At 69.7% G+C, this 21,029-nt stretch carries 22 protein-coding genes and 1 tRNA gene; 18 read left to right on the forward strand and 5 right to left on the reverse strand.

All coding sequences use genetic code 11. The features are described from left to right. Window positions 1-250 precede the first annotated feature (250 nt). Entirely contained in the window at window positions 251-1,642 is a 1,392-nt protein-coding gene (locus ACGFZK_RS26315; protein WP_393851318.1) for an NAD(P)/FAD-dependent oxidoreductase, read from the forward strand. A 270-nt stretch (window positions 1,643-1,912) separates the two neighbouring features. Here ACGFZK_RS26315 and ACGFZK_RS26320 read toward each other — a convergent pair whose 3' ends face one another. From ACGFZK_RS26320 to ACGFZK_RS26330, 3 genes are all read right to left on the reverse strand, one after another. Next, window positions 1,913-3,820, reverse strand: a complete 1,908-nt coding sequence (locus ACGFZK_RS26320) for a hypothetical protein (RefSeq protein WP_393851319.1) — start codon at window positions 3,818-3,820, stop codon at window positions 1,913-1,915. 223 nt (window positions 3,821-4,043) lie between these two features. After that, on the reverse strand, window positions 4,044-4,697 hold the full coding sequence (locus ACGFZK_RS26325; RefSeq protein WP_393851320.1) for a YdcF family protein: 654 nt from the start codon (window positions 4,695-4,697) through the stop codon (window positions 4,044-4,046). Then, window positions 4,694-5,482 (reverse strand): GntR family transcriptional regulator, encoded by a 789-nt coding sequence (locus tag ACGFZK_RS26330; RefSeq protein WP_393851321.1) that lies wholly within the window; start codon window positions 5,480-5,482, stop codon window positions 4,694-4,696. The genes ACGFZK_RS26325 and ACGFZK_RS26330 overlap by 4 nt, the downstream gene beginning before the upstream one ends. A 397-nt stretch (window positions 5,483-5,879) precedes the next feature. Between ACGFZK_RS26330 and ACGFZK_RS26335 the strand changes: the two genes are divergently transcribed. The 14 genes from ACGFZK_RS26335 (at window position 5,880) to ACGFZK_RS26400 (ending at window position 16,453) form a co-directional block, all read left to right on the forward strand. Then, window positions 5,880-6,152: a DUF6284 family protein gene (locus ACGFZK_RS26335; RefSeq protein ID WP_393851322.1), complete on the forward strand. Its 273-nt coding sequence runs from the start codon at window positions 5,880-5,882 to the stop codon at window positions 6,150-6,152. Further along, window positions 6,149-6,493, forward strand: a complete 345-nt coding sequence (locus ACGFZK_RS26340) for a hypothetical protein (protein ID WP_393851323.1) — start codon at window positions 6,149-6,151, stop codon at window positions 6,491-6,493. The genes ACGFZK_RS26335 and ACGFZK_RS26340 overlap by 4 nt, the downstream gene beginning before the upstream one ends. Continuing rightward, entirely contained in the window at window positions 6,490-7,491 is a 1,002-nt protein-coding gene (locus ACGFZK_RS26345) for a DUF2637 domain-containing protein (protein ID WP_393851324.1), read from the forward strand. The genes ACGFZK_RS26340 and ACGFZK_RS26345 overlap by 4 nt, the downstream gene beginning before the upstream one ends. Then, window positions 7,488-7,844: an RRQRL motif-containing zinc-binding protein gene (locus ACGFZK_RS26350; protein WP_393851325.1), complete on the forward strand. Its 357-nt coding sequence runs from the start codon at window positions 7,488-7,490 to the stop codon at window positions 7,842-7,844. The genes ACGFZK_RS26345 and ACGFZK_RS26350 overlap by 4 nt, the downstream gene beginning before the upstream one ends. 12 nt (window positions 7,845-7,856) lie before the next feature. Beyond that, window positions 7,857-8,384, forward strand: coding sequence for a hypothetical protein (locus ACGFZK_RS26355; RefSeq protein ID WP_393851326.1), 528 nt, complete (start codon window positions 7,857-7,859; stop codon window positions 8,382-8,384). After that, complete coding sequence (traA, locus tag ACGFZK_RS26360; protein WP_393851327.1) at window positions 8,384-9,001, forward strand: plasmid transfer protein TraA; 618 nt, start codon at window positions 8,384-8,386, stop codon at window positions 8,999-9,001. The genes ACGFZK_RS26355 and traA overlap by 1 nt, the downstream gene beginning before the upstream one ends. 29 nt (window positions 9,002-9,030) lie before the next feature. Further along, window positions 9,031-11,100: a plasmid transfer protein TraB gene (gene traB / locus ACGFZK_RS26365; RefSeq protein ID WP_393851328.1), complete on the forward strand. Its 2,070-nt coding sequence runs from the start codon at window positions 9,031-9,033 to the stop codon at window positions 11,098-11,100. A gap of 199 nt (window positions 11,101-11,299) precedes the next feature. Next, window positions 11,300-11,785, forward strand: coding sequence for a hypothetical protein (locus ACGFZK_RS26370; RefSeq protein ID WP_393851329.1), 486 nt, complete (start codon window positions 11,300-11,302; stop codon window positions 11,783-11,785). Between the two features lie 12 nt (window positions 11,786-11,797). Beyond that, window positions 11,798-11,977 carry a hypothetical protein gene (locus tag ACGFZK_RS26375; RefSeq protein WP_393851330.1) on the forward strand — a complete coding sequence of 60 codons (180 nt, stop codon included), beginning with the start codon at window positions 11,798-11,800 and terminating at the stop codon, window positions 11,975-11,977. A gap of 10 nt (window positions 11,978-11,987) precedes the next feature. Next, on the forward strand, window positions 11,988-12,140 hold the full coding sequence (locus ACGFZK_RS26380) for a hypothetical protein (protein WP_393851331.1): 153 nt from the start codon (window positions 11,988-11,990) through the stop codon (window positions 12,138-12,140). A 90-nt stretch (window positions 12,141-12,230) separates the two neighbouring features. Beyond that, window positions 12,231-13,196: a bifunctional DNA primase/polymerase gene (locus tag ACGFZK_RS26385; RefSeq protein WP_393851332.1), complete on the forward strand. Its 966-nt coding sequence runs from the start codon at window positions 12,231-12,233 to the stop codon at window positions 13,194-13,196. A gap of 197 nt (window positions 13,197-13,393) precedes the next feature. Beyond that, entirely contained in the window at window positions 13,394-14,626 is a 1,233-nt protein-coding gene (locus tag ACGFZK_RS26390; RefSeq protein ID WP_393851333.1) for a DUF3631 domain-containing protein, read from the forward strand. A gap of 174 nt (window positions 14,627-14,800) precedes the next feature. After that, entirely contained in the window at window positions 14,801-15,001 is a 201-nt protein-coding gene (locus ACGFZK_RS26395) for a helix-turn-helix domain-containing protein (RefSeq protein ID WP_393851334.1), read from the forward strand. A 66-nt stretch (window positions 15,002-15,067) separates the two neighbouring features. Further along, window positions 15,068-16,453 carry a tyrosine-type recombinase/integrase gene (locus tag ACGFZK_RS26400; protein ID WP_393851335.1) on the forward strand — a complete coding sequence of 462 codons (1,386 nt, stop codon included), beginning with the start codon at window positions 15,068-15,070 and terminating at the stop codon, window positions 16,451-16,453. A gap of 42 nt (window positions 16,454-16,495) precedes the next feature. Here ACGFZK_RS26400 and ACGFZK_RS26405 read toward each other — a convergent pair. Next, window positions 16,496-16,573, reverse strand: a tRNA-Thr gene (locus ACGFZK_RS26405). A 224-nt stretch (window positions 16,574-16,797) separates the two neighbouring features. Here ACGFZK_RS26405 and ACGFZK_RS26410 point away from each other — a divergent pair. The 3 genes from ACGFZK_RS26410 to ACGFZK_RS26420 all read left to right on the forward strand — a co-directional run bounded on the left by ACGFZK_RS26410 (window position 16,798) and on the right by ACGFZK_RS26420 (window position 19,330). Then, a complete protein-coding gene (locus tag ACGFZK_RS26410) occupies window positions 16,798-17,886 on the forward strand; it encodes an ABC transporter ATP-binding protein (RefSeq protein WP_393851336.1) in 1,089 nt (362 codons plus the stop codon). A gap of 234 nt (window positions 17,887-18,120) precedes the next feature. Continuing rightward, window positions 18,121-18,534 (forward strand): hypothetical protein, encoded by a 414-nt coding sequence (locus ACGFZK_RS26415; RefSeq protein ID WP_393851337.1) that lies wholly within the window; start codon window positions 18,121-18,123, stop codon window positions 18,532-18,534. 28 nt (window positions 18,535-18,562) lie between these two features. Further along, window positions 18,563-19,330, forward strand: coding sequence for an NDP-sugar synthase (locus ACGFZK_RS26420; protein ID WP_393851338.1), 768 nt, complete (start codon window positions 18,563-18,565; stop codon window positions 19,328-19,330). A 139-nt stretch (window positions 19,331-19,469) separates the two neighbouring features. On the opposite strand, the gene ACGFZK_RS26425 is transcribed toward ACGFZK_RS26420, so the two are convergent. Next, window positions 19,470-20,984 carry a DoxX family membrane protein gene (locus ACGFZK_RS26425; protein ID WP_393851339.1) on the reverse strand — a complete coding sequence of 505 codons (1,515 nt, stop codon included), beginning with the start codon at window positions 20,982-20,984 and terminating at the stop codon, window positions 19,470-19,472. Between the last annotated feature and the right edge of the window lie 45 nt (window positions 20,985-21,029).

The raw sequence follows: 21,029 nt of genomic DNA on the forward strand, positions 1-21,029 counted from the left end.
CCCCCACCAACGGGCCCGCACCACCCCCAGCCCCGCCGGCGATTGAGGCGCGGGTCCGGGCAGAGCCCGGCACACCGGCCCCGGCCAAGCAGCCCGCAGGGCAACCGGCCCCGCCGGCGATTGAGGCGCGCGGTCCGGCCAGCACCCGGCACACCGGGCCCCGCACCAGTCATCCCGTCTGCCGCACGGCCCACACGCACGACATCCCGTCCGTGGACAGCCTTCCCGACCGGGGTGTACCAACTCCCCCATGACGATCAACGGCGGCATTTCCTTCTGGTACGCGACCACGCGAAACGCGCGAAACACCCCGGACGCCCCACCCCGCGCACCCCTCACCACCGACACCACGGCCGACGTCGTCATCGTCGGCGGCGGCTACACCGGCCTGTGGACGGCCTATTACCTGAAGCGCGCCGCCCCCGACCTCCGCATCACCGTCCTGGAACAGAAGTTCTGCGGCTACGGCGCCTCCGGCCGCAACGGCGGCTGGCTCTACAACGGCATCGCCGGCCGCGACCGCTACGCCGCCCTCCACGGCCACCAGGCCGCCCGCCGCCTCCAGCACGCCATGAACGAGACCGTCACCGAGGTCATCGACGTCGCCGCCAAGGAGCGCATCGACGCCGACATCCACCGCGGCGGCGTCCTCGAAGTCGCCCGCACCCCCGCCCAGCTCGGCCGCCTGAAGGCCTTCCACGCCCACGAGCTCGCCTTCGGCGAGACCGACCGCGAACTCCACGACGCCGCCGCCACCCGCGCCCGCATCGACATCGCCGACGCCGTCGGCTCCAGCTGGAGCCCGCACGGCGCCCGCATCCACCCCCTGAAGCTGGTCAAGGGCCTGGCCGCCGCCGTCGAGGCCCTCGGGGTGGTCATCCACGAGTCCACGCCCGTCACCGAGATCGCCCCGCGCCGGGCCGTCACCCCGTACGGCACGGTCCGCGCCCCCTACGTGCTGCGCTGCACCGAGGGCTTCACCGCCTCCCTCAAGGGCCAGCGGCGCTCCTGGCTCCCGATGAACTCCTCGATGATCGTGACCGCCCCCCTCCCGCCCTCGACCTGGGACCGGCTGGGCTGGTCGGACAGCACGCTCCTGGGCGACATGGCCCACGCGTACATGTACGCCCAGCGCACCGCCGACGACCGCATCGCGATCGGCGGCCGCGGGGTCCCGTACCGCTTCGGCTCCCGCACCGACAACGACGGCCGCACCCAGCCGGCCACCGTCTCCGCCCTGACCACCCTCCTGACCGCCTTCTTCCCGCAGCTCACGGGTACGGAGATCACCCACGCCTGGTCGGGCGTCCTCGGCGTACCCCGCGACTGGTGCGCCACCGTCACCCTGGACCGCACCTCGGGCCTGGGCTGGGCCGGCGGCTACGTCGGCTCGGGCGTCGCCACCGCCAACCTCGCGGCCCGCACCCTGCGCGACCTGGTCCTCGGCGAGTCCACCGAGCTGACCGCCCTCCCGTGGGTGAACCACCGCGTCCGCCGCTGGGAGCCGGAGCCCTTCCGCTGGCTCGGCGTCCAGGCCCTCTACGCCGCCTACCGCGAGGCGGACCGCCGCGAGACCGCCACCCACCGCCCGACGACCACCCCGCTGGCCCGCCTGGCCGACCGCATCTCGGGCCGCCACTGACCGCGGGGCCCACCGGCCACGAGAACGCGAAAACCCCGGCTCAGGTACCTGAGCCGGGGTTCCGGTGGGGCCCCCTGTCGGATTCGAACCGACGACCTACGCATTACAAGTTGTCAGATCCTTGTCCATGAGCATCCGCCGCCCCTCGACAGAAGCACTCATTGCTGCTCAGGCTGGGGTATCAAATCTTGACGGACAGTTATGGACTACTACAGGTTGGCCATCAATTGAGACCGCCTCTGAGACCGCACTCGAAGAGCACCCACAGCTTCACCGAAGCATCTCGCGCCGCGCGGCCCGGACCGCGCTCGTGGCTCTCTGCCACCACGAGCGCGATCGGCCTCCCGCCGGAGCGGCCAATGCAGCCCGAATGAAATCCCTGTCGCGGCTCGCAGACTCTTCCGATGCGATGAGGATCACTAGGGCAGAGGCGCGCAGGGCCAACGCTGCTGTCTCCCGGTTCACTTCGTCTAGGAAGCCGTGCGCCGCCAGATTTCTGATGTTTTCACCATCGTTCAGCAGAAACGCCCTGAGAAACCGCTCCCAATCTGGATCAAATCCGTTATCCAGTAGGGGCTCTAGCAATGTACCGAGCCCGGGGAATACCCCAGAAGCATCTCCAACCGAAGCCCTGTACATTGGCTCGTTCAACTCCAACAGGAGGGCGCGTGCAGCGGCTTCAACTTTCGGAACCGAAAGATAAACGACTGCTTCGAATTCGCCAACCCAATAGAGTTGCAACGCCTTCGCCAGGGCGCGAGACAATGCAGGATGCCCCCCAGCCCCAGCCAGGAATTTCTCTATTTCACCGCAGGACGGAACGCCGAATCGCTTTTTGAGCAGGTCGAGCGCATTTGCCAACATGATTCCATTGAGACGGAAGCTCATGGTTTCTTGGCGAACCAATTCATGCTGGAATACGTCATCATCCCCTGCCAGCACACGCTTCGGAAGGTCGCCACTACCGAAGACGATAGTAGTGGCTAGCCTCGAAATAGGCGACAGGTTCAACGTGTCGCGAGCTGCCGCCTCATTTCTCTTACGGGCGCCACTGGGACAGTCGGAATCGAACCAGACGGCGAGGCCCTCCTCCCAGGTATCGACACGCCGATATGGGCGAAGAAACTCCCGAAATAGGATACTTGGAATTCTATGTTCCGTTACAATGCTTTTCCATTCGACTGGCGGAGCCGCCTGGAGCCGGGAGACAGCAAGAGCCTCCAATGCTGGCAGTCGAAGTCGACGCGCTTTCGACGCCGCATCGTTTAGATGAGTTCTGATAATCATTGCGTCAACAGCCTTATCGGCATCATTCAGAGAGGCCCTCACCTCTACCTCGCTGGCATGTTGAACGCGCATCTCATCAGAGCCGGCCCGCCGCCGTACAAGGGCGGCCAACTCGCTAATGCTGTTCGTATCGGGGTACGTCAGCAATGCCCTGTCCAGCAAGTCATCCAGTCGCGAATCCTTCGATTGCCCTTTCTTCTTCCGCTCAGCCATAACCAAGACGTCGAGCAGATAAGTTACGACGTAAGAGTCCTCGCAGCGCGACAAGGCGCCTTCCACCATACCCAACATGGCTGTCGAAATCTGGCTAGCCAGAGAGTCGAGACTGAAGGACCGTGAAAGCCCCCACGCCCGGATCAAGCCGTCACCCTGCTCAGAAAGCACAAAACTTCCACCCACTGAGTCCAGATAGCCCCGCACTGCCATTTCGGCAGCTTCGCGTTCTTTAATCAAACGAAGCGTAACCAAAATATCAGCAAACCGCGCCCTAGCCGCTGGATGGGTAACCGAAGAAGCGAGCGCACCCCACAGCATCCGAACATTTTCGTCGGCATCACGGAGGGCCCTCGGATAAGATGGGCCATCCAGTGGAACGAGATCAGCGCCAGGTTTGCCGGAACCAAGGGCTCGAGGCGTTATGCAATGCATGAAGGCTATAGCCAGTTCGCGCACTGCGCATGATTCGGCGAGGACGTCTCGTTCTCTTGCAGCTCTTCCCAGACGAGTACTTACCTCATGAACGTCCCGCGCGCCCTCACAGGCACTGTCAGCGAGCTGAGCCAATTCGGGGACCATGGAGGAATCATGCATATAGACTGCACGACTCTGCCCGACCGATTCAGCAGCCTCGACGGAGTTGACAGTTTCACCCACGGGGTCGACGTCGGGCATTCACCCTCCTAAAGTGGGGGCTATTTGCCGCTACTCAACTATCAGACGGAGGGCAAAGAGCTCCTGCTGTTGAGCCTTCTCAAGCCACCCGCTCGCATCGGAGTGGGCGCGTGCCGAAGCGCTCGGAGGTGAAGTCTATGTCGCTAGCCTGGCCTGGACACCAGCTTTTTGCGAGGTAGGCGGTGAACTCGGCAGTAGGTCCAGAGCACTTCGGCCCGAGTCGTCATGGCGTGGACATGAGGCGGCTCGTGAAGCCGGCGACGCATAGGCGCTCGAACGCCGCAGAAACACCCAGCGGAACGTCTTGATGGATCATGAAATCCTGACCCGGGTAGATGAGCAAACGCTGTTGGGCGCCAACGAGCATGTCGAGGACCAGCCGGGGATCTTGGATCGAATCCACGTACTCCGCGAGCGTCATCGGCGCGGACGCGCTGACGATCTCTACTTCCGGCCACAGCTTGCGGGCCGTCGCATACGCTCGCCGCTCCTCATAGGGCTTGCTGATCAGCAACACCGAATCGACGAGAACGCCCTGGCCCGCAAGCAGCGATCGAGAGAAGCGAATGTTCTCCCCCGTGTTTCGTGCCTGCGGCTCTACGAGGATGGCGTGGTCGGGCACGCCCAGCTTCACGGCACGCTCGCGGTAGTGCTCTGCTTCACCACGGGGCATCCGCTCGCGGGTCGTTCGACTTGTGGCGCCGGTGAAGACGATTAGCGGCATCATGCCGCGCCGGTACAGGTCGGCAGTGACTTCAGCAACTCCGAGGTCATGGCTACCCAACCCGATGGACACAGAGCAAGGCCGCGGCTCGTGATGCATCTGCTGGAAGTCCCAGAGCTGTTCAGCATCGGCCCAGTTCTGCACCGAGATCACGGCGCTACCTCCCGTGCCGAGTCGGGGACCGGGAAGTCGTAGGCCCACGCGAACCGAGTGGCCGCATGCAGGCCAATAGCGAACTCGACAACGGTCCCATCCGCCGTGTACGTGGTCCGGTGCAGTTCAACGACCCACTCACCAGGCGTCAGCTGGAGCAGGGCCGCCTCCTCCTGTGTGGCAACCCTCGCAAACAGCTCCTCACGCATGTGGTCGATCTCGTAGCCGGCGTCGTACAGAACTCGGAAGCCGCCACCCCGGCCGGCCGGACCCGGGCTCGGGTCAACGATGCGCGTTCCCTCAACGTGTTCGGGCCGGTAGTAACTGGTCAGCGTGTGGGTCGGCTGGTCGCCTTCCATCACGAGCCGGGCTCGCGCGTACACCTCAGCCCCCTCGGGAAGACCGTGTGCTGCAGCCACCAACGGGGTCGCCGGCACACGGCTGACGCTCTGCGTCTGCTCGCCGCGCTTGTAGGCCCGGCCCGACGCAACGCGGTCGGCGATAAACGCGACCTCATCGCCATCCCGCCACTTCGCCTTGTCGTACCGGGCGATGCCGAGTCGCTTCAGCGGCGCTTGCTCCCGTACGACTGTCCCGTGGCCCCGCGAAGAGGTCACCAGCCCCTCGGCTTCGAGGGCCTTGTACGCCGCGTGGACCGTGGACTTGGAACCCTCGCCCTCCTCCACCAGGTCCCGGATGTGCGGTAGCCGCTGGCCAGGGGCGTAGTCGCCTCGCCTGATCTGTTCAGCCAGCTTGTCAGCCAGCTCTCGCCACTTGGGTGCCACGCGAACTCCTCTCGATGGGTCCAGTCAAACACAGTCCCAGGACTGTTGACAGTCCTGGGACTGTGAGTCCATAGTCATCCACAGCGGTTCGCAGTCCCAGGACAGCGAACCAGGGAGGGCCTTCTTTGGGCTGCTCTCGGCGCCCGGAGAGCCCCGAAAGGACCAGCTCGAAGGAAGCGGCGGTTCCTTGAGAACTCAACAGTGGACACCAAATCGATCTTCAACTTTCCGGCTCAGCCGGACCGGTTGCCTCCTCCGCCCGTCCGGCCCCCTGGCCGTACGGGCGGGGTTTGAGGGGAGCCGGAGTTCTTCCTGTTCCACAACGACGTGCAGCCCCGGTGCGGGAACACCGGGGCTGCTGTTCGGGCCCGTTCCTCTACCGAAGGAGCTAGACCCAATGAAGTCCATCGTTGCACTTCAGGACACTGTTACGCCGTGGTCCGACGGTTTGGAGCCGTCGGACACGGAGCTGGACGCGATCGAGTGGGAGATGCCGCTGATCCTGGCGGACGTCGACCTCCTCGACGCGCAGATCGCCGTCCTGGACCGGGCGCCGTCCGAGCTTGACGAGCGGCGTATCCGCCGGGCCCGCCGCAGGAAGCTGGCCGCCCGCCGGACCCTGCTGAACCAGGCCGCCGCCGCGGTGAACATGCCGGGCGGTGCCGCATGAACACGCCGACGATGCCCCTCTCGGCCATGGCCGCGCCGCTGATGGCGCTGCGCATCTTCGAGAACGAGTACCGGCATCTGCCGGCGCCGTGCGTGTCGATCTCCACGGTCTACCCCGACCTGCTGGAACTGTCCTTCCACGACGACGCCGACGGGTTCGAGACCTGGTGCCAGGCACTCGGAATCCGCCCCCGAGCGGTGCAGCACAGCGTTCACAGTGACGGCCGCACCAGCGTCATGAAGGCAGTGACCGACTACTCCGGCGGCCCCGTGAAGCTGATCTGCTTCACCACGATCCCCACCCCGGACGAGGCGCGTTCACGGGCGGGGGCCGTCTCGTGAACCGTGTTCAGATCCGTTCATCCGAGCGTGCCCTGTCGGTCGGCACCTGGCTGATCGTCGGCGGCGCGATGCTCTACTCCGTCCTCACCGTCACCCCGCTCATGGCCGCCCACACACCGGGCGCCTGGCGGTGGACCGCCCCGATCCTGCCCCTCGTCGTCGACGCCGCGGTGGTCATCGTCGTCCGTCTCGACTCCGTCCTCGCCCGCCTCGGCGGGCACGGCGGGGCCTGGCCGGTCGCTTTGCGGTGGATGACCGGCACCATGACCCTCGCCCTGAACATCGGCGTATCCGCCCTGGCCGGAGACCTGGTCGGGGTCGCCGTGCACGCCGTCGCACCCCTCCTCCTCATTGTCACCGCGGAAGCCGGCCTCGCCTACCGGCGGGCCCTGACCGCCGCAGTCCTGGCCGTGGAGGCCCGCAAGCGCGCCGAGCAGGACGGGCGGGATCGGGCGGCGGCGGTGCGGGAGGAGAACCGGCTCCGTGCCGCTCGTGAACAGCGTGAACACGAGGCGGCGATCGCCCGTGAACAGCGTGAACACGAGGAGCGTCTGGCCCGTGAGGAGGCTGACCGGCGGGACCGGATCCGGCGTGAGGCAGCTGAGCGGGTGGAGGCTGCTGAGCGGGCGGAGCGGGAAGCGGCTGAACGCCGTGAACAGATCCGTGAACAGCAGCAGGCCGAGCGTGAACGTCTTGAACGCCAGGCCGGGCAACAGCGCGAGTTGGAGGCCCAGGAGCGGGCCGAGCGTGAGCGCCGTGAACAGGTTCGTGAACAGGAGCGGCTGGAGCGTGAACGCGCCGCGCTCCTTGCGGCGGGCCCGCCGCCGGTGAAGCTGCCGGAGGAGCAGGCGCGTGCCACCGTGGCCGCCGCGTTCGCGGCCGGGGTGCCGGTCCGGGTCGCCGCGGAGCTGTCGGGCTGGTCGGTGGGCTGGGCCTCCGCCCGCTACCAGGAGCACCGCGACGGCAACGCCGCCGCCGCTCCGGCCCTCGGCCGATGAGCACCCTTCCCGTCTACCGCTGGCGCCTGGCCCCCGACGGTCTGGCCACCCGCCGTCAGCTCCGTGCCGCCGGGCTGCGGCCCGGCGGCCAGGACGTCGCCGCCCAGCTGGAGCGACCGCGTCGCCGGCGGGGCCCGCTGGTCGCCTACCTCTATCGGATCGACCTCGCGAAGCCGGTGCGGCCGATGACCCCGAACCGGTGGGCGGCCCTGGCCAAGGCGGATGCCGCCCGCCGGCGGTGTCCGGTCTGCCGCGATCACCTCCCGTACGTGATCCCGACCTCGCTCGGCATGTGCGTGGCCTGCCACGACTTCCCTGAACAGCGCGCCGCCCGAACCCTTACTGCTGCCTGAAGGAGTTCTGCTGTGTCTCGCCGTACCCGCACACACACCACCAAGGGCGCCGCGCCCGCCGTTCACATCCCCCGCCAGCGCGGCCACCGCCGGGGGCCGCAGGTCATCGTGGTCGTCTCCGAGGAGCCGACCTTGACCGCCCGTGCCACGGCTGCGACGGGCCGCTGGGTGTGGAAGCACCGCCGCACCTGGGCCCCGACCGGCCTCGCGCTCCTGCTGCTGCCCGTCGCGGGCGTCGTTCACCTGATCACGCAGTGGGCCGCGCTCGTCGCGGCCCCGGCCGCCGTGGTCCCGTTGGCGGTCCTGGGGTGGAAGGCCAAGGGCCGCCCCGTCCGGACCCGCGCTGAGGCCTCGTGGTTGACCATCCTGGCCGCCCTCGCCACGGCCGGACTCACCTGGTTCTCGCTGGCCCTGTGGTCCGGGCCGTTCGTGCCCGTGCTGATGGGCCTGTGGTCGCTGACCACGCTCGCTGCCCAGGTCATCTGGTTGATCAGCCGCCGCTCCACCAAGCCCGCCACCACTCTTGAGGGGACCCGCTGATGTCGAACAACACCTGGATGCCCGACAACGGCAGCACTCCCGGACCCCGCCGTCCGCAGAACGCCACCGGCGGCCAGCAGCAGGGTCCGTGGCAGCAGCCGGGCCCGGCCGGCACCCCCGGCGGGACGAGCCGGTCGCGGACGACGAACCGCAGCAAGTCGCGGGAGTACCACTTCCACATCAGCGACCCAGGCGTCCAGAGCGGCGGCGGGGGCCCGCGCAACGGCCGCGGCCAGCAGGGCGGACAGGGCCAGGGTCAGCGGGGCGGCCGGATGCACTCCCCGCTGGGTGACCCGGAGTTCTTCTCCAACGTGGACATCCGCAACTACTGCGAGGGCGGCCGCGGGTTGTTCCTGCAGATGTCCTTCGAGCTGGCCAACGCCGCCGAGATGCTCAACGCCGTCCTCAAAGAGATCCCCGACCCCGAGGGCCGCCCCTTCGGCTCCCGGGCGCGAGCCCGCAGGGTGTCGCGGCGGATGAAGAAGGCCGCCGAGGACGCCCTCGGCACCGCGAAGAACCTCGCCGCCACCTACGCGGCGTTCCAGCGGGAGTTCGATCCCCAGCTGGCGCCGAACCGCCGGCCCCGTCAGGGCCGCCGTTTCGACTTCAACGGCTAACCGACACCTGATCGCAGGGAGGTCAGACCATGCCCCGAACCACCACGACCGACGAAACCCGGCAGCAGTACGACGCCCACGGCGAGGGCGGCGGGATCGGCGAGTACCTGCTCCACCGCGCCAAGCCCCACCTGCCGCCGTGGCTCGCCGGAGCCGGTACGGGCCTGGCCTCCCTGCCCGCCCACTACTTCTGGTCGGGTGAGGCAGGCGTCACCGCGGGCCTCACCCTCGCCTCCGTTGCCCTGACCGGCCTGACCTGGTGGGCGGGCAAGTCGACCACCCAGCAGCGCCGCCTGCACTCCGCCGTCACCGTCGCCACCGCATCGACCTGGTTCACCGCGGCCGCGATCGCCGGCCCCGGGGCGGGGCCGCTGGGGGAGCTGTACTTCATCGGTGCCCCCGCGCTCGCCCTGTCGTGGAACATTCGCCAGATCCTCCGCAAGAACGTCGAAGGCTCGGGTCAGTCGGCGGATGGTGGGTTCCTGGAGAAGGTCGGCCTGGCCAAGACCCAGGTCCTCCGCACGGAAGTCGGACCGAACAAAGCCTCCTTCGACCTCCAGCTCCCCCGCGGCGAGCTCACCCCGGACGACGTGTCGAAGAACCTGACCCGCATCGCCGGCGCCCTGGACGTGCCCAAGACGGCAATCCGGATCCAGGAGAACCCCGACTCCGCGTCCCGAGTCCTGCTGACCGTGGTCCCGCTCGACCTGCTGAAGAACACCGTCCCCTGCCCCGGCCCCAGCGCCCCCGGGGAGTCGATCAGCTCCCCCGTGGTCGTCGGGATCTACGAGGACGGCACCCCGGCGGTCATGTGGTTCCCCGGAGACCCGGACGAAGCCCGCAACGCCATGATGCTCCTGCTCATGGGCATGACCGGCTCCGGCAAGTCCGAGGGCGGCCTGACCGCCCTCGCGGAAATCCTCACCCGGCGAGACGTCATCGTGTGGGCGTCGGACCCGGCGAAGAAGGAGCAGACCCTCGGCCCGCTCCTGCCCGCGATCGACTGGGCCGCCCTCGACATGCCCTCCACCAAAGCCATGATCAAAGCCCTCACCGCCGTCATCCCGGCCCGGACGGCGTGGCTGGCGAAGTACGGCTACAAGCAGTGGGTCCCCGCCTGCGCCGAGACCCAGGCCGACGGCGCCCCGGGCATGCCCTACCTGGTGGCCTGGTTCGAAGAGGCCGCGAAGACGATCCGTGAGATCGACGACGACGTGTTCACCGGCCTCGCCCAGGAAGCCCGCTCCGCCGGCGTCTCCCTCGTCCTGTCGATGCAGCGGGCCTCCGGCAACCAGGTCTCCACCGACACCCGCGCCTCCCTCGGCTCCTCCTGGTGCCACGGAGTCCGCACCGAGCAGGACGCCCGCTTCGCCCTCGACGACGAAGTCCTCGACGCCGGGGCAGCCCCGCACGTGTGGAAGGACAAGAAGCCCGGCTACTCCTACCTCGTCGCCAACGGCGTCCCCGACGACCAGTGGGCCACCCCCATGCGGGACTACCTCTCCAGCGTCGACTACCTCCACTGGATCGTCGTCACCTTCGCCGACACCCGGGCTGCGATCGACCCCGTCACCGCTGGGGCGGCCGCCCGCTCCGCGGACCGGGCGTTCACCGGCCGCACCCGCTACCCGATGCCCGGCACCACCGACCAGCCGGAGACCACCATGCCCAACGGCTACGGCCCGAACGAGGACGAGGAGAACGGCTACTACGCCGGCGAGGACGACTACGACGAGCACTCGTCCAACGGAGCCGACGGGGACGAGGACTACGGAGAAGGAGAGTTCATCGACGCGGAGCAGGAACTGCCCGCAGTCGAGCAGGTCGTCCAGTTCGCCGCCCGCCCGGCGGCCAACGAGCCGCGTCCGAAGATCAGCACCGCCGAAGCCCGCGCGGCGATGGAGGAAGTCCTCGAAGAGTTCGAGGACGAGGGCCGGGACGTGGTCGGCCCGGCGGACTTCATGGAGTACTGCGACCGCTACGGCCGGGGCCGTTCCTGGGTCTCCGGACAGGTCGCCCAGTTCGTCATGGCCGGACGTCTCGCCGAGACCAGCGAGGTCGGCCGCTACCGGATCGTCCCCTACGACGTAGCGGCCTGACGCGTCAGACGCGTCTGACACCCCTGCCAGGCCAACAGCCCCAATCCACAGGTCATACGTGCGCGCGAAGGGTGTCAGACGGGTGTCTGACGCGACAGACACCCCCACCAGACACCCACCCTGACACCCCAGACACCCCGCCCAGACAGGGCCCAAGCCACCCCGGCTCGGGCCCTGTCCGTCTTCCCCGGAGTCCGCCATGCCCTACGAACCCGCCCACCCGACCACCCCGGCGCCGCTCCAGTACAGGGACGCGATCCTCTACCCGCCGGCCGTTCGCGAGCCGCGGATGCTGCCCGCCGAGATACCGCCCGGCGTCCAGTACGTCACCCTCCCCAACGGCACCCGGACCCTCGCCTATGCCCACCAGGTCATGCCCACGGTGACTCCGCCGGCCGCGCAGCCGATCCCGCGGTGGGCCAAGACCACCGCGCTCCTCGCCCCGACCGTCGGCGGCGGCATCGCCGCGGCCGGGTTCGGAATCTCCTACGCCGCCCCCGGAGTCCTCGCCATGGCCGAAGCCCTCTGGGCCGCCGTCGCCCTCATCGCTGCCGGCACCTTCGCACCGCTCCTCCTCCGCACCGGACGCACGGCAGGCCGAGGCAGGGGACCGATCCACGTCACGCAGAACATCAGCGCCGCCGGGATGTTCGGCCGCGCCACCGGAACCACCAACCACCGCTGACCAAGGAGCTCCATGGACCAGAAGCCCGAGTCTCTGTCCGGCCGCATCTCCGACGCCGTAGCTCTGCTCGCAGGCAAGCACACCGTCCGCTGCCCCGAACCCGGATGCCGCGTCTCCGTCCGCTACCGCGCTGTCACCCTGGCCGAGGCAAAGCGCCTCACCGACGTCGCCACCGACCACACCCGCCACTGAGGAGCACCCGATGTACGACGAGGACTACGACGACCCCGAGTACGACGGCAGCGACGACTGCGAGCAGTGCGCGCCGACCGACGGCAGCGAGCCCTCCCCCTTCGCACACTGCTGCGGCTGCGGGACTGACGGCTCCAGCCAGTTCACCGACTGCACCTGCTGACCAGACACAACGAAGGCGGCCCCTCTCACGCCAATGAACCGGGGCCGCCCTCATCCACAACCCATCAACAGACCTGTGGAGGTCACCAGCATGACCCACACCACCGCCCCCCGGCGAGAGGGCTACCGGCCCTCCTTAGAACAGGACCCACTGGTCGACCTCGCGGGCCTGAACCGGCTCGCCCACGCGATCAGCGCCGCCGAACGGGGCTGGCACGTCTTTCCCCTGCGCCTGCAGGACAAGCGGCCCGCCGGACACCCCGAACGGTCCTGCCCCGGCACCGGCCGCTGCGCCACCGGCCACCGCACCCCTGAGCAGCGTGCGACGACCGATCACGACCTGATCGCCGCCGCCTGGACCCACGCCCCGTACAACATCGGGATCGCAACGGGCCCGTCCGGGCTGCTGGTGGTGGACCTGGACACCCTCAAGGACAACGACGAGAAGGGAACGCCTGACGGCGTTGCCCTCTTCGAAGCGCTCTGCGAGCGCGCCGGACAGGCCGTCCCCAACACCTACCGGGTACGGACCGCCCGCGGCGGACAGCACCTGTACTTCACCCAGCCCGACGGCTCCCGTCTCGGCAGCACCCGGGGACGGCTCGGCAAGCACATCGACACCCGGGGCTGGGGCGGCTACGTCGTCGCCCCCGGCAGCAGCACCCCCGACGGCGCCTACACCGTCCTCGACAGCATCGCCCCCGCCCCGCTCCCGGTGTGGCTTCTCGACGCCCTCACGCCCCAGCCCGCTGCCGCCCCGGCCGCCCTCACCCCCGCGCACACCAGCGGCCGGCGTCTGGCCGATGTGGTGCTGGAGCGCGAGACGGCCGCCGTGGCAGGCACCACCGAGGGTGGCAGGAACGACCAGCTCCTGAAGTCCGTACGGGCCGTGGGGCGGTTCGTCGCGTGGGGAGACCTCCCCCGGCACGTGGTTGAGGAGGCTTTTCAGGTCGCAGGGGAAGCGGCGGATCTGCCGCCGGCCGAGTGCCGCACCACGATCCGCAGCGCACTCGACTGGTCCCTGCGCACCGCACGCCCGCGGCCGGCCGCCGCATGAGCCACCCCGAACCCCTCGACCTGAAAAGCCCCACGCCCACCACCCACCAGCCCGGAGCCGCGGAACACGCCCCGCCGGGGACCGCTGTGGGCGCCTCGAAGGGCGTCGCCGAAGGCGTCCCTTCTGCTGTTCGCCATGACCGGCACCCGGCCGACCCATCCCGCACCCCGACCGTTCCCGCCCGGAGGGAAACAGCCATGCCCGAGCCCATCGACGGCGCCGCCCTGCTCGACGAGGTGGAAGCCTTCCACCGCAGGTTCAACGTCTTCCCCAGGGAAGCCGCCTACGTCGCCGTGGCCTTGTGGGATGCGCACGCCCACCTGATCGACGCGTTCGACGGGACGGCCCGCATCGCGTTCCTGTCCCCGGAGCCGGGGTCGGGGAAGTCCCGGGCGCTGGAGATCATCGAGACCCTGACCCCTCGGGCCGCGACCACGGTCAACGCATCCCCGAACGCGCTCTTCCGCCTCGTCGATGCCCCCGAAGGGCCCCCGACGCTGCTCTTCGACGAGATCGACACCGTGTTCGGCCCCAAGGCCGGGGACAACGAAGCCGTGCGCGGGTTCCTGAACTCCGGCTACCGGCGCGGCGGGAACTCCCTGCGCTGCGTCGGCGAAGGCGCCAACCAGACCGCGGGCTGGTTCTCCTCGTTCTGCGCCGTCGCCATGGCCGGCCTCGGATCCCTGCCCGACACAATCCTGACCCGCTCGGTCATCATCCGCATGCGCAAGCGCGCCCCGAACGAGACGTGCGAGCCCTACCGTCGGCGCACCCACGAGAAGCAGGGCCACGCCCTACGCGACCGCCTCGCCCAGTGGGCCGACACCGTCCGCGACCAGGTCTCCGACGCCTGGCCCGAGATGCCCGAAGGCGTCACCGACCGGCCCGCCGACGTGTGGGAGCCCCTCCTCGCCGTCGCCGACGCTGCCGGCGGGGCCTGGCCCGAGCGGGCCCGCGCCGCGTGCGTGGAGCTGATCAACGCCGCGCACGACAGCGAGGAGGCATCCCTCGGGATCCGGTTGCTGACCGACCTGCGGGACAAGGTGTTCTGCGGAGCCGACCGCATGCCCACCGCCGTGATCCTCGAATGCCTCCTCACCCTGGACGACTCCCCCTGGGCCGACCTCGACGACCGGCCGATCACCTCCCGGACCCTGGCCAAGATGCTCGGCCAGTACGTCACCCCGGCGAACAAGCCCATCAAGCCCCGAACCTTCCGCTTGCCCTCCGGGACCCCCAAGGGCTACTTCGCCGACGACCTCTCCGACGCCTGGACCCGTTACTGCCCCCTGCCCCCGCTCAGGTCCGCAACATCCAAAACATCCGCAACATCGCAGGTCACAGGGGGTGAATCCGTTGCGGATACCCCCACCGGCATCCGCAACACGCCCCCGGAAACCGCCACACTCCCGCTCCACATCGCTGGCTGACCAGTGCAGCCCCGTGGGCGCCGCCGCACCGACGTGTGGCGGCGCCCATCCGCAACAAATCCGCGATCCGCAACAAACACACGCCTCTGACCAGGCATGTTGCGGTGTTGCGGCTGTTGCGGATCCCCAGGGGCCGGGAACGGCCCACGCTCGATCACCAAGGAGACATGAGCAGTGACCACCGCCGCACAGCCCATCGACCGGGTGCTCTACAAGGTTGAGGCAGCCGCCGAGCTGCTCTCGCTCGGCCGCTCCACCGTCTACGAGTTGATGGCCACGGGCGAGCTGCCCTTCGTGAAGCTGGGCCGGGCCCGCCGCATCCGCCGAGCCGATCTCGACGCCTTCGCCGCCCAGCTCCAGCCGCAGTCCGTCTGATCTCAGCGCAGCCACAGGCGGCCCCCGGGGACATCCCCGGGGGCCGCCTTCCGCATGGAGGAGCTCATGAGTCCCCGCAAGCCGAACATGGAGTCGTCCATCTACCTGGGCAGCGACGGGTGGTGGCACGGCCGCGTCACGATGGGCGTGAAGTCCGACGGCGGTCCCGACCGCCGGCACCGTCGGGCCAGGACCCAACCGGAGGTCGCCAGGAAGGTCCGCGAGCTGGAGAAGCAGCGCGACGAGGGCCGGGCCACGAAAGCGGGCCGGAAGCCGACCGTCGCCCAGTGGATGGACACGTACCTGACGACGATCGCGAGCCTGAAGCTGAAGCCGCGGTCCCTGGACGACTACTGGTCGAAGACCCGCAACGACATCATCCCCGGGGTCGGCAAGCACCGTCTCGACAAGCTCGCGCCCGAACACCTGGAGGCCATGTACGCGGTCATGCTCGACGAAGGGCACGCACCGTCGCACGTCGTCAAGGTGCACCGGATCCTGTCCCGCGCCCTGAAGATCGCCCACCGTCGCCGGATCATCAACGAGAACGTCGCCACGCTCGTCGACCCGCCGTCCGTCGACGAGACCGAAGCCAACCCGTTCTCCCGCGAGGAGTCCAAGGCCTTCCTCGCAGCCGCCGCGCAGCGGCCCACGTTCATGCGGTGGGCCATCGGTGTCGGTATGGGGTTCAGGCAAGGCGAGGCCCTGGGGCTGCGCTGGCAGTACGTCGACCTGGAGCAGGGCCTGTTCCACCCCGCCTGGCAGCTCCAGCGACTCACCTGGAAGCACGGCTGCAAGGACGCGCGCGCCTGCGGCGCCCGGCTCCACCGGTTCGACCCCTGCCCACCCGACTGCTCGGCGCACAAGGGCTACAAGCGCGGCTGCCCGAAGCCGTGCGCGAAGACCTGCCGCCGGCACGCCAGCTCCTGCCCCGACCGGAAGGGCGGGGGCCTGGCCTTCACCCGGCCCAAGACGAAGAAGAGCCAGAACCCCGTACCGATCCCGCCGCCCTTCCTGCCGTACCTCTTGGAGCACAGGGCGAAGCAGGACGAGCAGCGGCAGGCCGCGGGCGAGATGTGGGAGGAGTGCGGCGCGGTGTTCACCCGGCCCGACGGCCGGCCGCTGGACCCGCGGGCCGACTGGGCCGAGTTCAAGGAGCTGCTCGACGAGGTGGGCATCAGTGATCGTCGACAGCACGACGGGAGCCGTCACACGGCCGGGACGATCCTGAACGAGCTGGGCGTGGACATGCCGACGATCATGGAGATCCTTCGGCACACCCAGATCAGCCAGACGAGGCGGTACGTGAAGGGCCGCTCCGAGCTCTCGCGCGAGGCCATGCGCCGGATGGGCGAGACGTTCATGCCCGGCCCGAACCCCACGTCTGAGACCAGAACTGAGACCGAGAGGACCCGAGCGGCACGCGCACGGCGCCGTCGCAAGATCCGGTAAACGCAAAGCCCCAGGTCACGAAGATCGGGACCTGGGGCTGTGTGGGGCCCCCTGTCGGATTCGAACCGACGACCTACGCATTACAAGTGCGTTGCTCTGGCCGGACTGAGCTAAGGAGGCACGGCGGGCCCGCGTGCTACTCCGCGCGAAGCCGCCATCACTCTACACAGCACGCGAATCCCCGGGCCATCGCATTGAACCCGCCCGCGTGAGCACCGACGCACCCCCCGGGTACTGACAGGAGGCACCCGGAACGGGTAGCGTCATGCGGAGTCCGATTACTGGACTAGACCTTCCACTCGGATCGTCCGGCACGTTCCTGCCGGTAGAAGGGATTCATCACCATGGCTTCTGTCACTTTCGACAAGGCGACCCGGCTGTACCCCGGCGGCGACCAGCCGGCCGTCGACCAGCTTGAGCTGGAGATCCACGACGGCGAGTTCCTCGTCCTCGTCGGCCCGTCCGGCTGCGGCAAGTCCACCTCGCTGCGCATGCTCGCCGGCCTGGAGGACGTCAACGGCGGCGCCATCCGCATCGGCGACCGCGACGTCACGCACCTGCCGCCCAAGGACCGGGACATCGCGATGGTGTTCCAGAACTACGCGCTCTACCCGCACATGACCGTCGCCGACAACATGGGCTTCGCGCTCAAGATCGCCGGTGAGGACAAGGCCACCATCCGCAAGAAGGTGGAGGACGCGGCGAAGATGCTCGACCTCACCCAGTACCTCGACCGGAAGCCGAAGGCGCTCTCCGGCGGTCAGCGCCAGCGCGTCGCCATGGGCCGCGCCATCGTGCGCAAGCCGCAGGTGTTCCTGATGGACGAGCCCCTGTCGAACCTCGACGCCAAGCTCCGCGTCTCCACCCGCACGCAGATCGCGGCGCTCCAGCGCGACCTCGGCATCACCACCGTCTACGTCACCCACGACCAGGTCGAGGCCATGACGATGGGCGACCGCGTGGCCGTCCTGAAGGACGGGCTGCTCCAGCAGGTCGACACCCCGCGCAACATGTACGACCGTCCCGCAAACCTCTTCGTCGCCGGCTTCATCGGCTCCCCGGCCATGAACCTGGTCGAGGTCCCGATCACCGACGGCGGCGTGAAGTTCGGCGACAGCGTCGTCCCGGTGTCGCGCGAGGCGCTGTCCGCGGCGGCCGACGCGGGCGACCGCACCGTCACGGTCGGCGTCCGCCCGGAGCACTTCGACGTCGCCGAGACCGGCGGTCTGACCATCGTCGTGAACGTCGTCGAGGAACTCGGCGCCGACGGCTACGTCTACGGCTCCACCGCGTCCGCCGAGGGCTCGCAGGACCTCGTGGTCCGCGTGGGCGGCCGCCAGGTCCCGGAGAAGGGCTCCAGCCTCCACGTGGTCCCGCGCGCGGACGAGATCCACGTCTTCTCGACCTCCTCCGGCGAGCGGCTGTCCCACTAGGCGGCCCAGCAGCTCCCGCGGGTTTCAGCAGGGTTGGAGGGGCGTCCCGTCAAGGGGCGCCCCTCCGGCGTCCGTTGCCCGGCGCGAACCCTGCGGGAACCCCTGCGCGAACCCCGCCAGATCGGGCCATTCGGCCCCAACCGTCAACCCCCAATTCGAAAAACCACGTCGAACCATCCCCCGACAGGGTGACTAAATGTCGCCAAATCTTCACCGAGCGCTACTCTCGCCCTCGTGACCCACACTGCCCGCCGTATCGGCCGTTCCCTCGCCCTGGTCCTGCCCGTCGTCCTGGTCCTGTCCGGGACTCTCGCGGTCACCATGGTCCCCTGGGCGGACACCTCGTCCTCCCAGGTCCTGACCGCCTCCGCCGAGGACGTCTCCGTCCCCGCGAAGCCGCGCGCCGCGCACGACGTGCTGCGCGATCAGCTCGTCGGCGAGCTGCAGCAGGGCGGCCGGCCGGACGACGTCCTCACCCACCTCCAGCAGGAGGTGAACCGGCGACCCTCGCTCGCCGAGCACTGCGTGGGGATCGCGCGGGCGCTGGGGCGGGCCGCCGTCGACGCGTACGGCCCGACGAAGGCCCAGTCCTTCGCCCGCCCCGTCTGCGACACCTCGTACGCCACCGGCGTCGCCTCCATGGGCTGACACACGTCACGTCCCTACGCTGGCCGCCATGACCGACGACCACCGATCCGATCCGCCCGCTCCCCCCGCAGCCGCGTTCCCCGCCGCCCCCACCCAGGCCGTCGTCCTGGCGGGCGGCCAGGGTTCGCGGCTGCGCCCGTACACGGACGACCGTCCGAAGCCGATGGTCGAGATCCCGGGGACGGGGCTGCCGATCATCGGGCACCAGCTGGCCTGGCTGGCCTCCGAGGGCGTCACCGACGCCGTGGTCTCCTGCGGGCACCTCGCCGAGGTGCTCCAGGAGTGGCTGGCCGGGGCCCGGTTGCCGCTCCGCGTGACCACGGTGGTCGAGGAGGAGCCGCTGGGGCGCGGCGGCGGCCTCAAGTACGCCGCCCGCAGCCTCCCGCACCCCGACCGGGCCTGGTACGCCACCAACGGCGACGTCTGGACCCGCTTCTCGCTCCGCGAGATGGCCGCCTTCCACGCCGAGCGGGATGCGGTGGCCACGCTGGCGCTGGCCCGGCCGCGGATCCCGTGGGGGGTCGTGGAGACCAACGAGTTCGGGCACGTGCTGGACTTCATCGAGGCCCCGCCGTCGCCCTACCTCGTCAACGCCGGGGTGTACGTCTTCAGCGCCGAATTCTCCGCACTGCTCCCGGACTTGGGGGACCACGAGCGTACGACGTTCCCGCGCCTGGCCCGTGAGCGGCGCCTCGCGGGCTTCCCGCTGCCCCAGGGGGCCTACTGGCGGGCGATCGACACGGCGAAGGACCTCACCGAGGCCGCACGGGAGTTGGCGGCGCAGAAGGGCCCCTGAAGCCCTTCACGGACCTGCGGGCTGCGGGCTGCGGGCTGGGAGCTACGGGCTACGCGGCTACGCAGCTACGCGCGCCCGGCACACGCGGAGGGGCCCGGCACGCTCGCGCGCGCCGGGCCCCCGCTTCCCTGTCCCGGTGTCAGCCGATGAGGCCGCCGATCAGGCCCGGCTGCTTCGCTGCCGGAGCCCCGCCCCCCGTGCTCCCGGAGGAGGACGGCTGCCTCGGGGAGGAGGACTGCCGGGGCGTGCTGCGCGGGGTCTGCTTGCCGGTGGTGCCGCGCGTCGCGGTGGGCGACTCGGAGCGCGTCCCGGAGGTGCCCCGGGAGGGTGCGCCCGATGCGGTCTTCCCGGACTTCGCGGCGGGCTCGGTCGCGGTGGCCGAGGGCGACGCCTTCTTGGCCGGCGGCGGCGTCGACGGCTGCTGACCGGGCTGCTGCCTGGCCGGCGCCTGCGGCAGCGGACGGCCCGGCAGGTAGTTGCTGGGGGCCTCGCCCGGCCCGGGGACGGTGACGACGGTGGAGGAGCGGACGGCGCCGCCGAGGAGCGAGCCGACGAGCAGGGTGAGCCCGCACACGACGGTGGCCATGACGGCCCCGCGGCGCAGGACGCGCCTGCGCAGCCGCCAGATCTCGGAGCGCGGCCCGAGGGTCCGCCAGGCCTCCCCGGCGAGCCGTCCGTCGAGGGAGTAGACCGGGGCGCCCGCGATGATCAGCGGGCTCCAGGCGGCGAGGTAGATGATGTCGGGCGCGTCGTAGGCCGGGACGGTCTTCCAGCTCACCGTCATCAGCAGCGCGGCGGACAGCAGCGCCCCGAAGCAGGCGGCGAACCGCTGCCACAGGCCGAACACCGTCAGCACACCCACGATGACCTGGAGGAAGGCCACGCTCAGGCCCGCACCGACCGGGTGCGCGAGCGCGAAGTCGCGCAGCGGCTCGGCGAGTGCCCAGGGGTTCAGCGTGTGCAGCCAGGTGACCATGGAGCCGCGCTCGCCGCCGTCGAAGTAGACGGGGTCGCACAGCTTGCCCATGCCGGCGTAGATGGAGATGAAGCCGAGGAAGACGCGCAGCGGGAGCAGCACGACGCCGAGGTTCATCCGGCGGCCGGGGTAGTAGGAGGCCTGTCCGCGCGTGTCGGGGCCGGTCCGCCTCGGGTCCGCGCCGGGCCCGGAGCCGGGCGGCTCCTGGTACGGCAGGTCCCGTACGGCGGCCAGCGGACGCGTCTCGGCCGGATCGCGGTAGCTGCGCTGGCCGATGACGGTCGGCGAGGCGAGGGTGTCCTCGGCGAGGTCGTGGGCCAGGTCGATGCGCGGGATGACCTGGGTGGCGCCGCCGTCGTACTCGTCGTGCCCGCGCCCGGCCTCGCGGACGGCCTGGAGCAGTCCGCCCATGGCCGCGGCGTCGCCGGCGTCGGACTTGCCGCTCCAGACCACGGGGGCCCGGCGGCGGGTGGCCCCGGCGGCTGCCACCACGGCGCCACCCAGGACGGGTGCGCGGCCGGGGGCCTTCGCGGGCTTGGAACGCGCGCTCGGGCTCGGTGCGAGCCGCACGCGGAAGCTGGCGTGGTTGACGATGACCTGTGCGGGATCGCACGGCACCTTGACCATGCTCAGCGCGGGCTGGTCGTCGAACCCTGACGTTCTGGTGTCCACACTCATCTAACCGAGTGATCAGTGTTTAGGACACTGCCTTGACGACAGGGA

The sequence above is a fragment of the Streptomyces sp. NPDC048257 genome (genome assembly GCF_043201855.1).
Lineage (GTDB): Bacteria > Actinomycetota > Actinomycetes > Streptomycetales > Streptomycetaceae > Streptomyces.

Excerpts from the sequence above, each read along its gene's own strand:
- ACGFZK_RS26400 (WP_393851335.1), top strand. The coding sequence starts at position 15,068 with ATGAGTCCCCGCAAGCCGAACATGGAGTCGTCCATCTACCTGGGCAGC.
- ACGFZK_RS26420 (WP_393851338.1), top strand. The coding sequence starts at position 18,563 with ATGACCGACGACCACCGATCCGATCCGCCCGCTCCCCCCGCAGCCGCG.
- ACGFZK_RS26410 (WP_393851336.1), top strand. The coding sequence starts at position 16,798 with ATGGCTTCTGTCACTTTCGACAAGGCGACCCGGCTGTACCCCGGCGGC.
- ACGFZK_RS26335 (WP_393851322.1), top strand. The coding sequence starts at position 5,880 with ATGAAGTCCATCGTTGCACTTCAGGACACTGTTACGCCGTGGTCCGAC.
- ACGFZK_RS26340 (WP_393851323.1), top strand. The coding sequence starts at position 6,149 with ATGAACACGCCGACGATGCCCCTCTCGGCCATGGCCGCGCCGCTGATG.
- traB (WP_393851328.1), top strand. The coding sequence starts at position 9,031 with ATGCCCCGAACCACCACGACCGACGAAACCCGGCAGCAGTACGACGCC.
- ACGFZK_RS26385 (WP_393851332.1), top strand. The coding sequence starts at position 12,231 with ATGACCCACACCACCGCCCCCCGGCGAGAGGGCTACCGGCCCTCCTTA.
- ACGFZK_RS26350 (WP_393851325.1), top strand. The coding sequence starts at position 7,488 with ATGAGCACCCTTCCCGTCTACCGCTGGCGCCTGGCCCCCGACGGTCTG.
- ACGFZK_RS26425 (WP_393851339.1), bottom strand. The coding sequence starts at position 20,984 with ATGAGTGTGGACACCAGAACGTCAGGGTTCGACGACCAGCCCGCGCTG.
- ACGFZK_RS26315 (WP_393851318.1), top strand. The coding sequence starts at position 251 with ATGACGATCAACGGCGGCATTTCCTTCTGGTACGCGACCACGCGAAAC.
- traA (WP_393851327.1), top strand. The coding sequence starts at position 8,384 with ATGTCGAACAACACCTGGATGCCCGACAACGGCAGCACTCCCGGACCC.
- ACGFZK_RS26320 (WP_393851319.1), bottom strand. The coding sequence starts at position 3,820 with ATGCCCGACGTCGACCCCGTGGGTGAAACTGTCAACTCCGTCGAGGCT.
- ACGFZK_RS26380 (WP_393851331.1), top strand. The coding sequence starts at position 11,988 with ATGTACGACGAGGACTACGACGACCCCGAGTACGACGGCAGCGACGAC.
- ACGFZK_RS26375 (WP_393851330.1), top strand. The coding sequence starts at position 11,798 with ATGGACCAGAAGCCCGAGTCTCTGTCCGGCCGCATCTCCGACGCCGTA.
- ACGFZK_RS26390 (WP_393851333.1), top strand. The coding sequence starts at position 13,394 with ATGCCCGAGCCCATCGACGGCGCCGCCCTGCTCGACGAGGTGGAAGCC.
- ACGFZK_RS26370 (WP_393851329.1), top strand. The coding sequence starts at position 11,300 with ATGCCCTACGAACCCGCCCACCCGACCACCCCGGCGCCGCTCCAGTAC.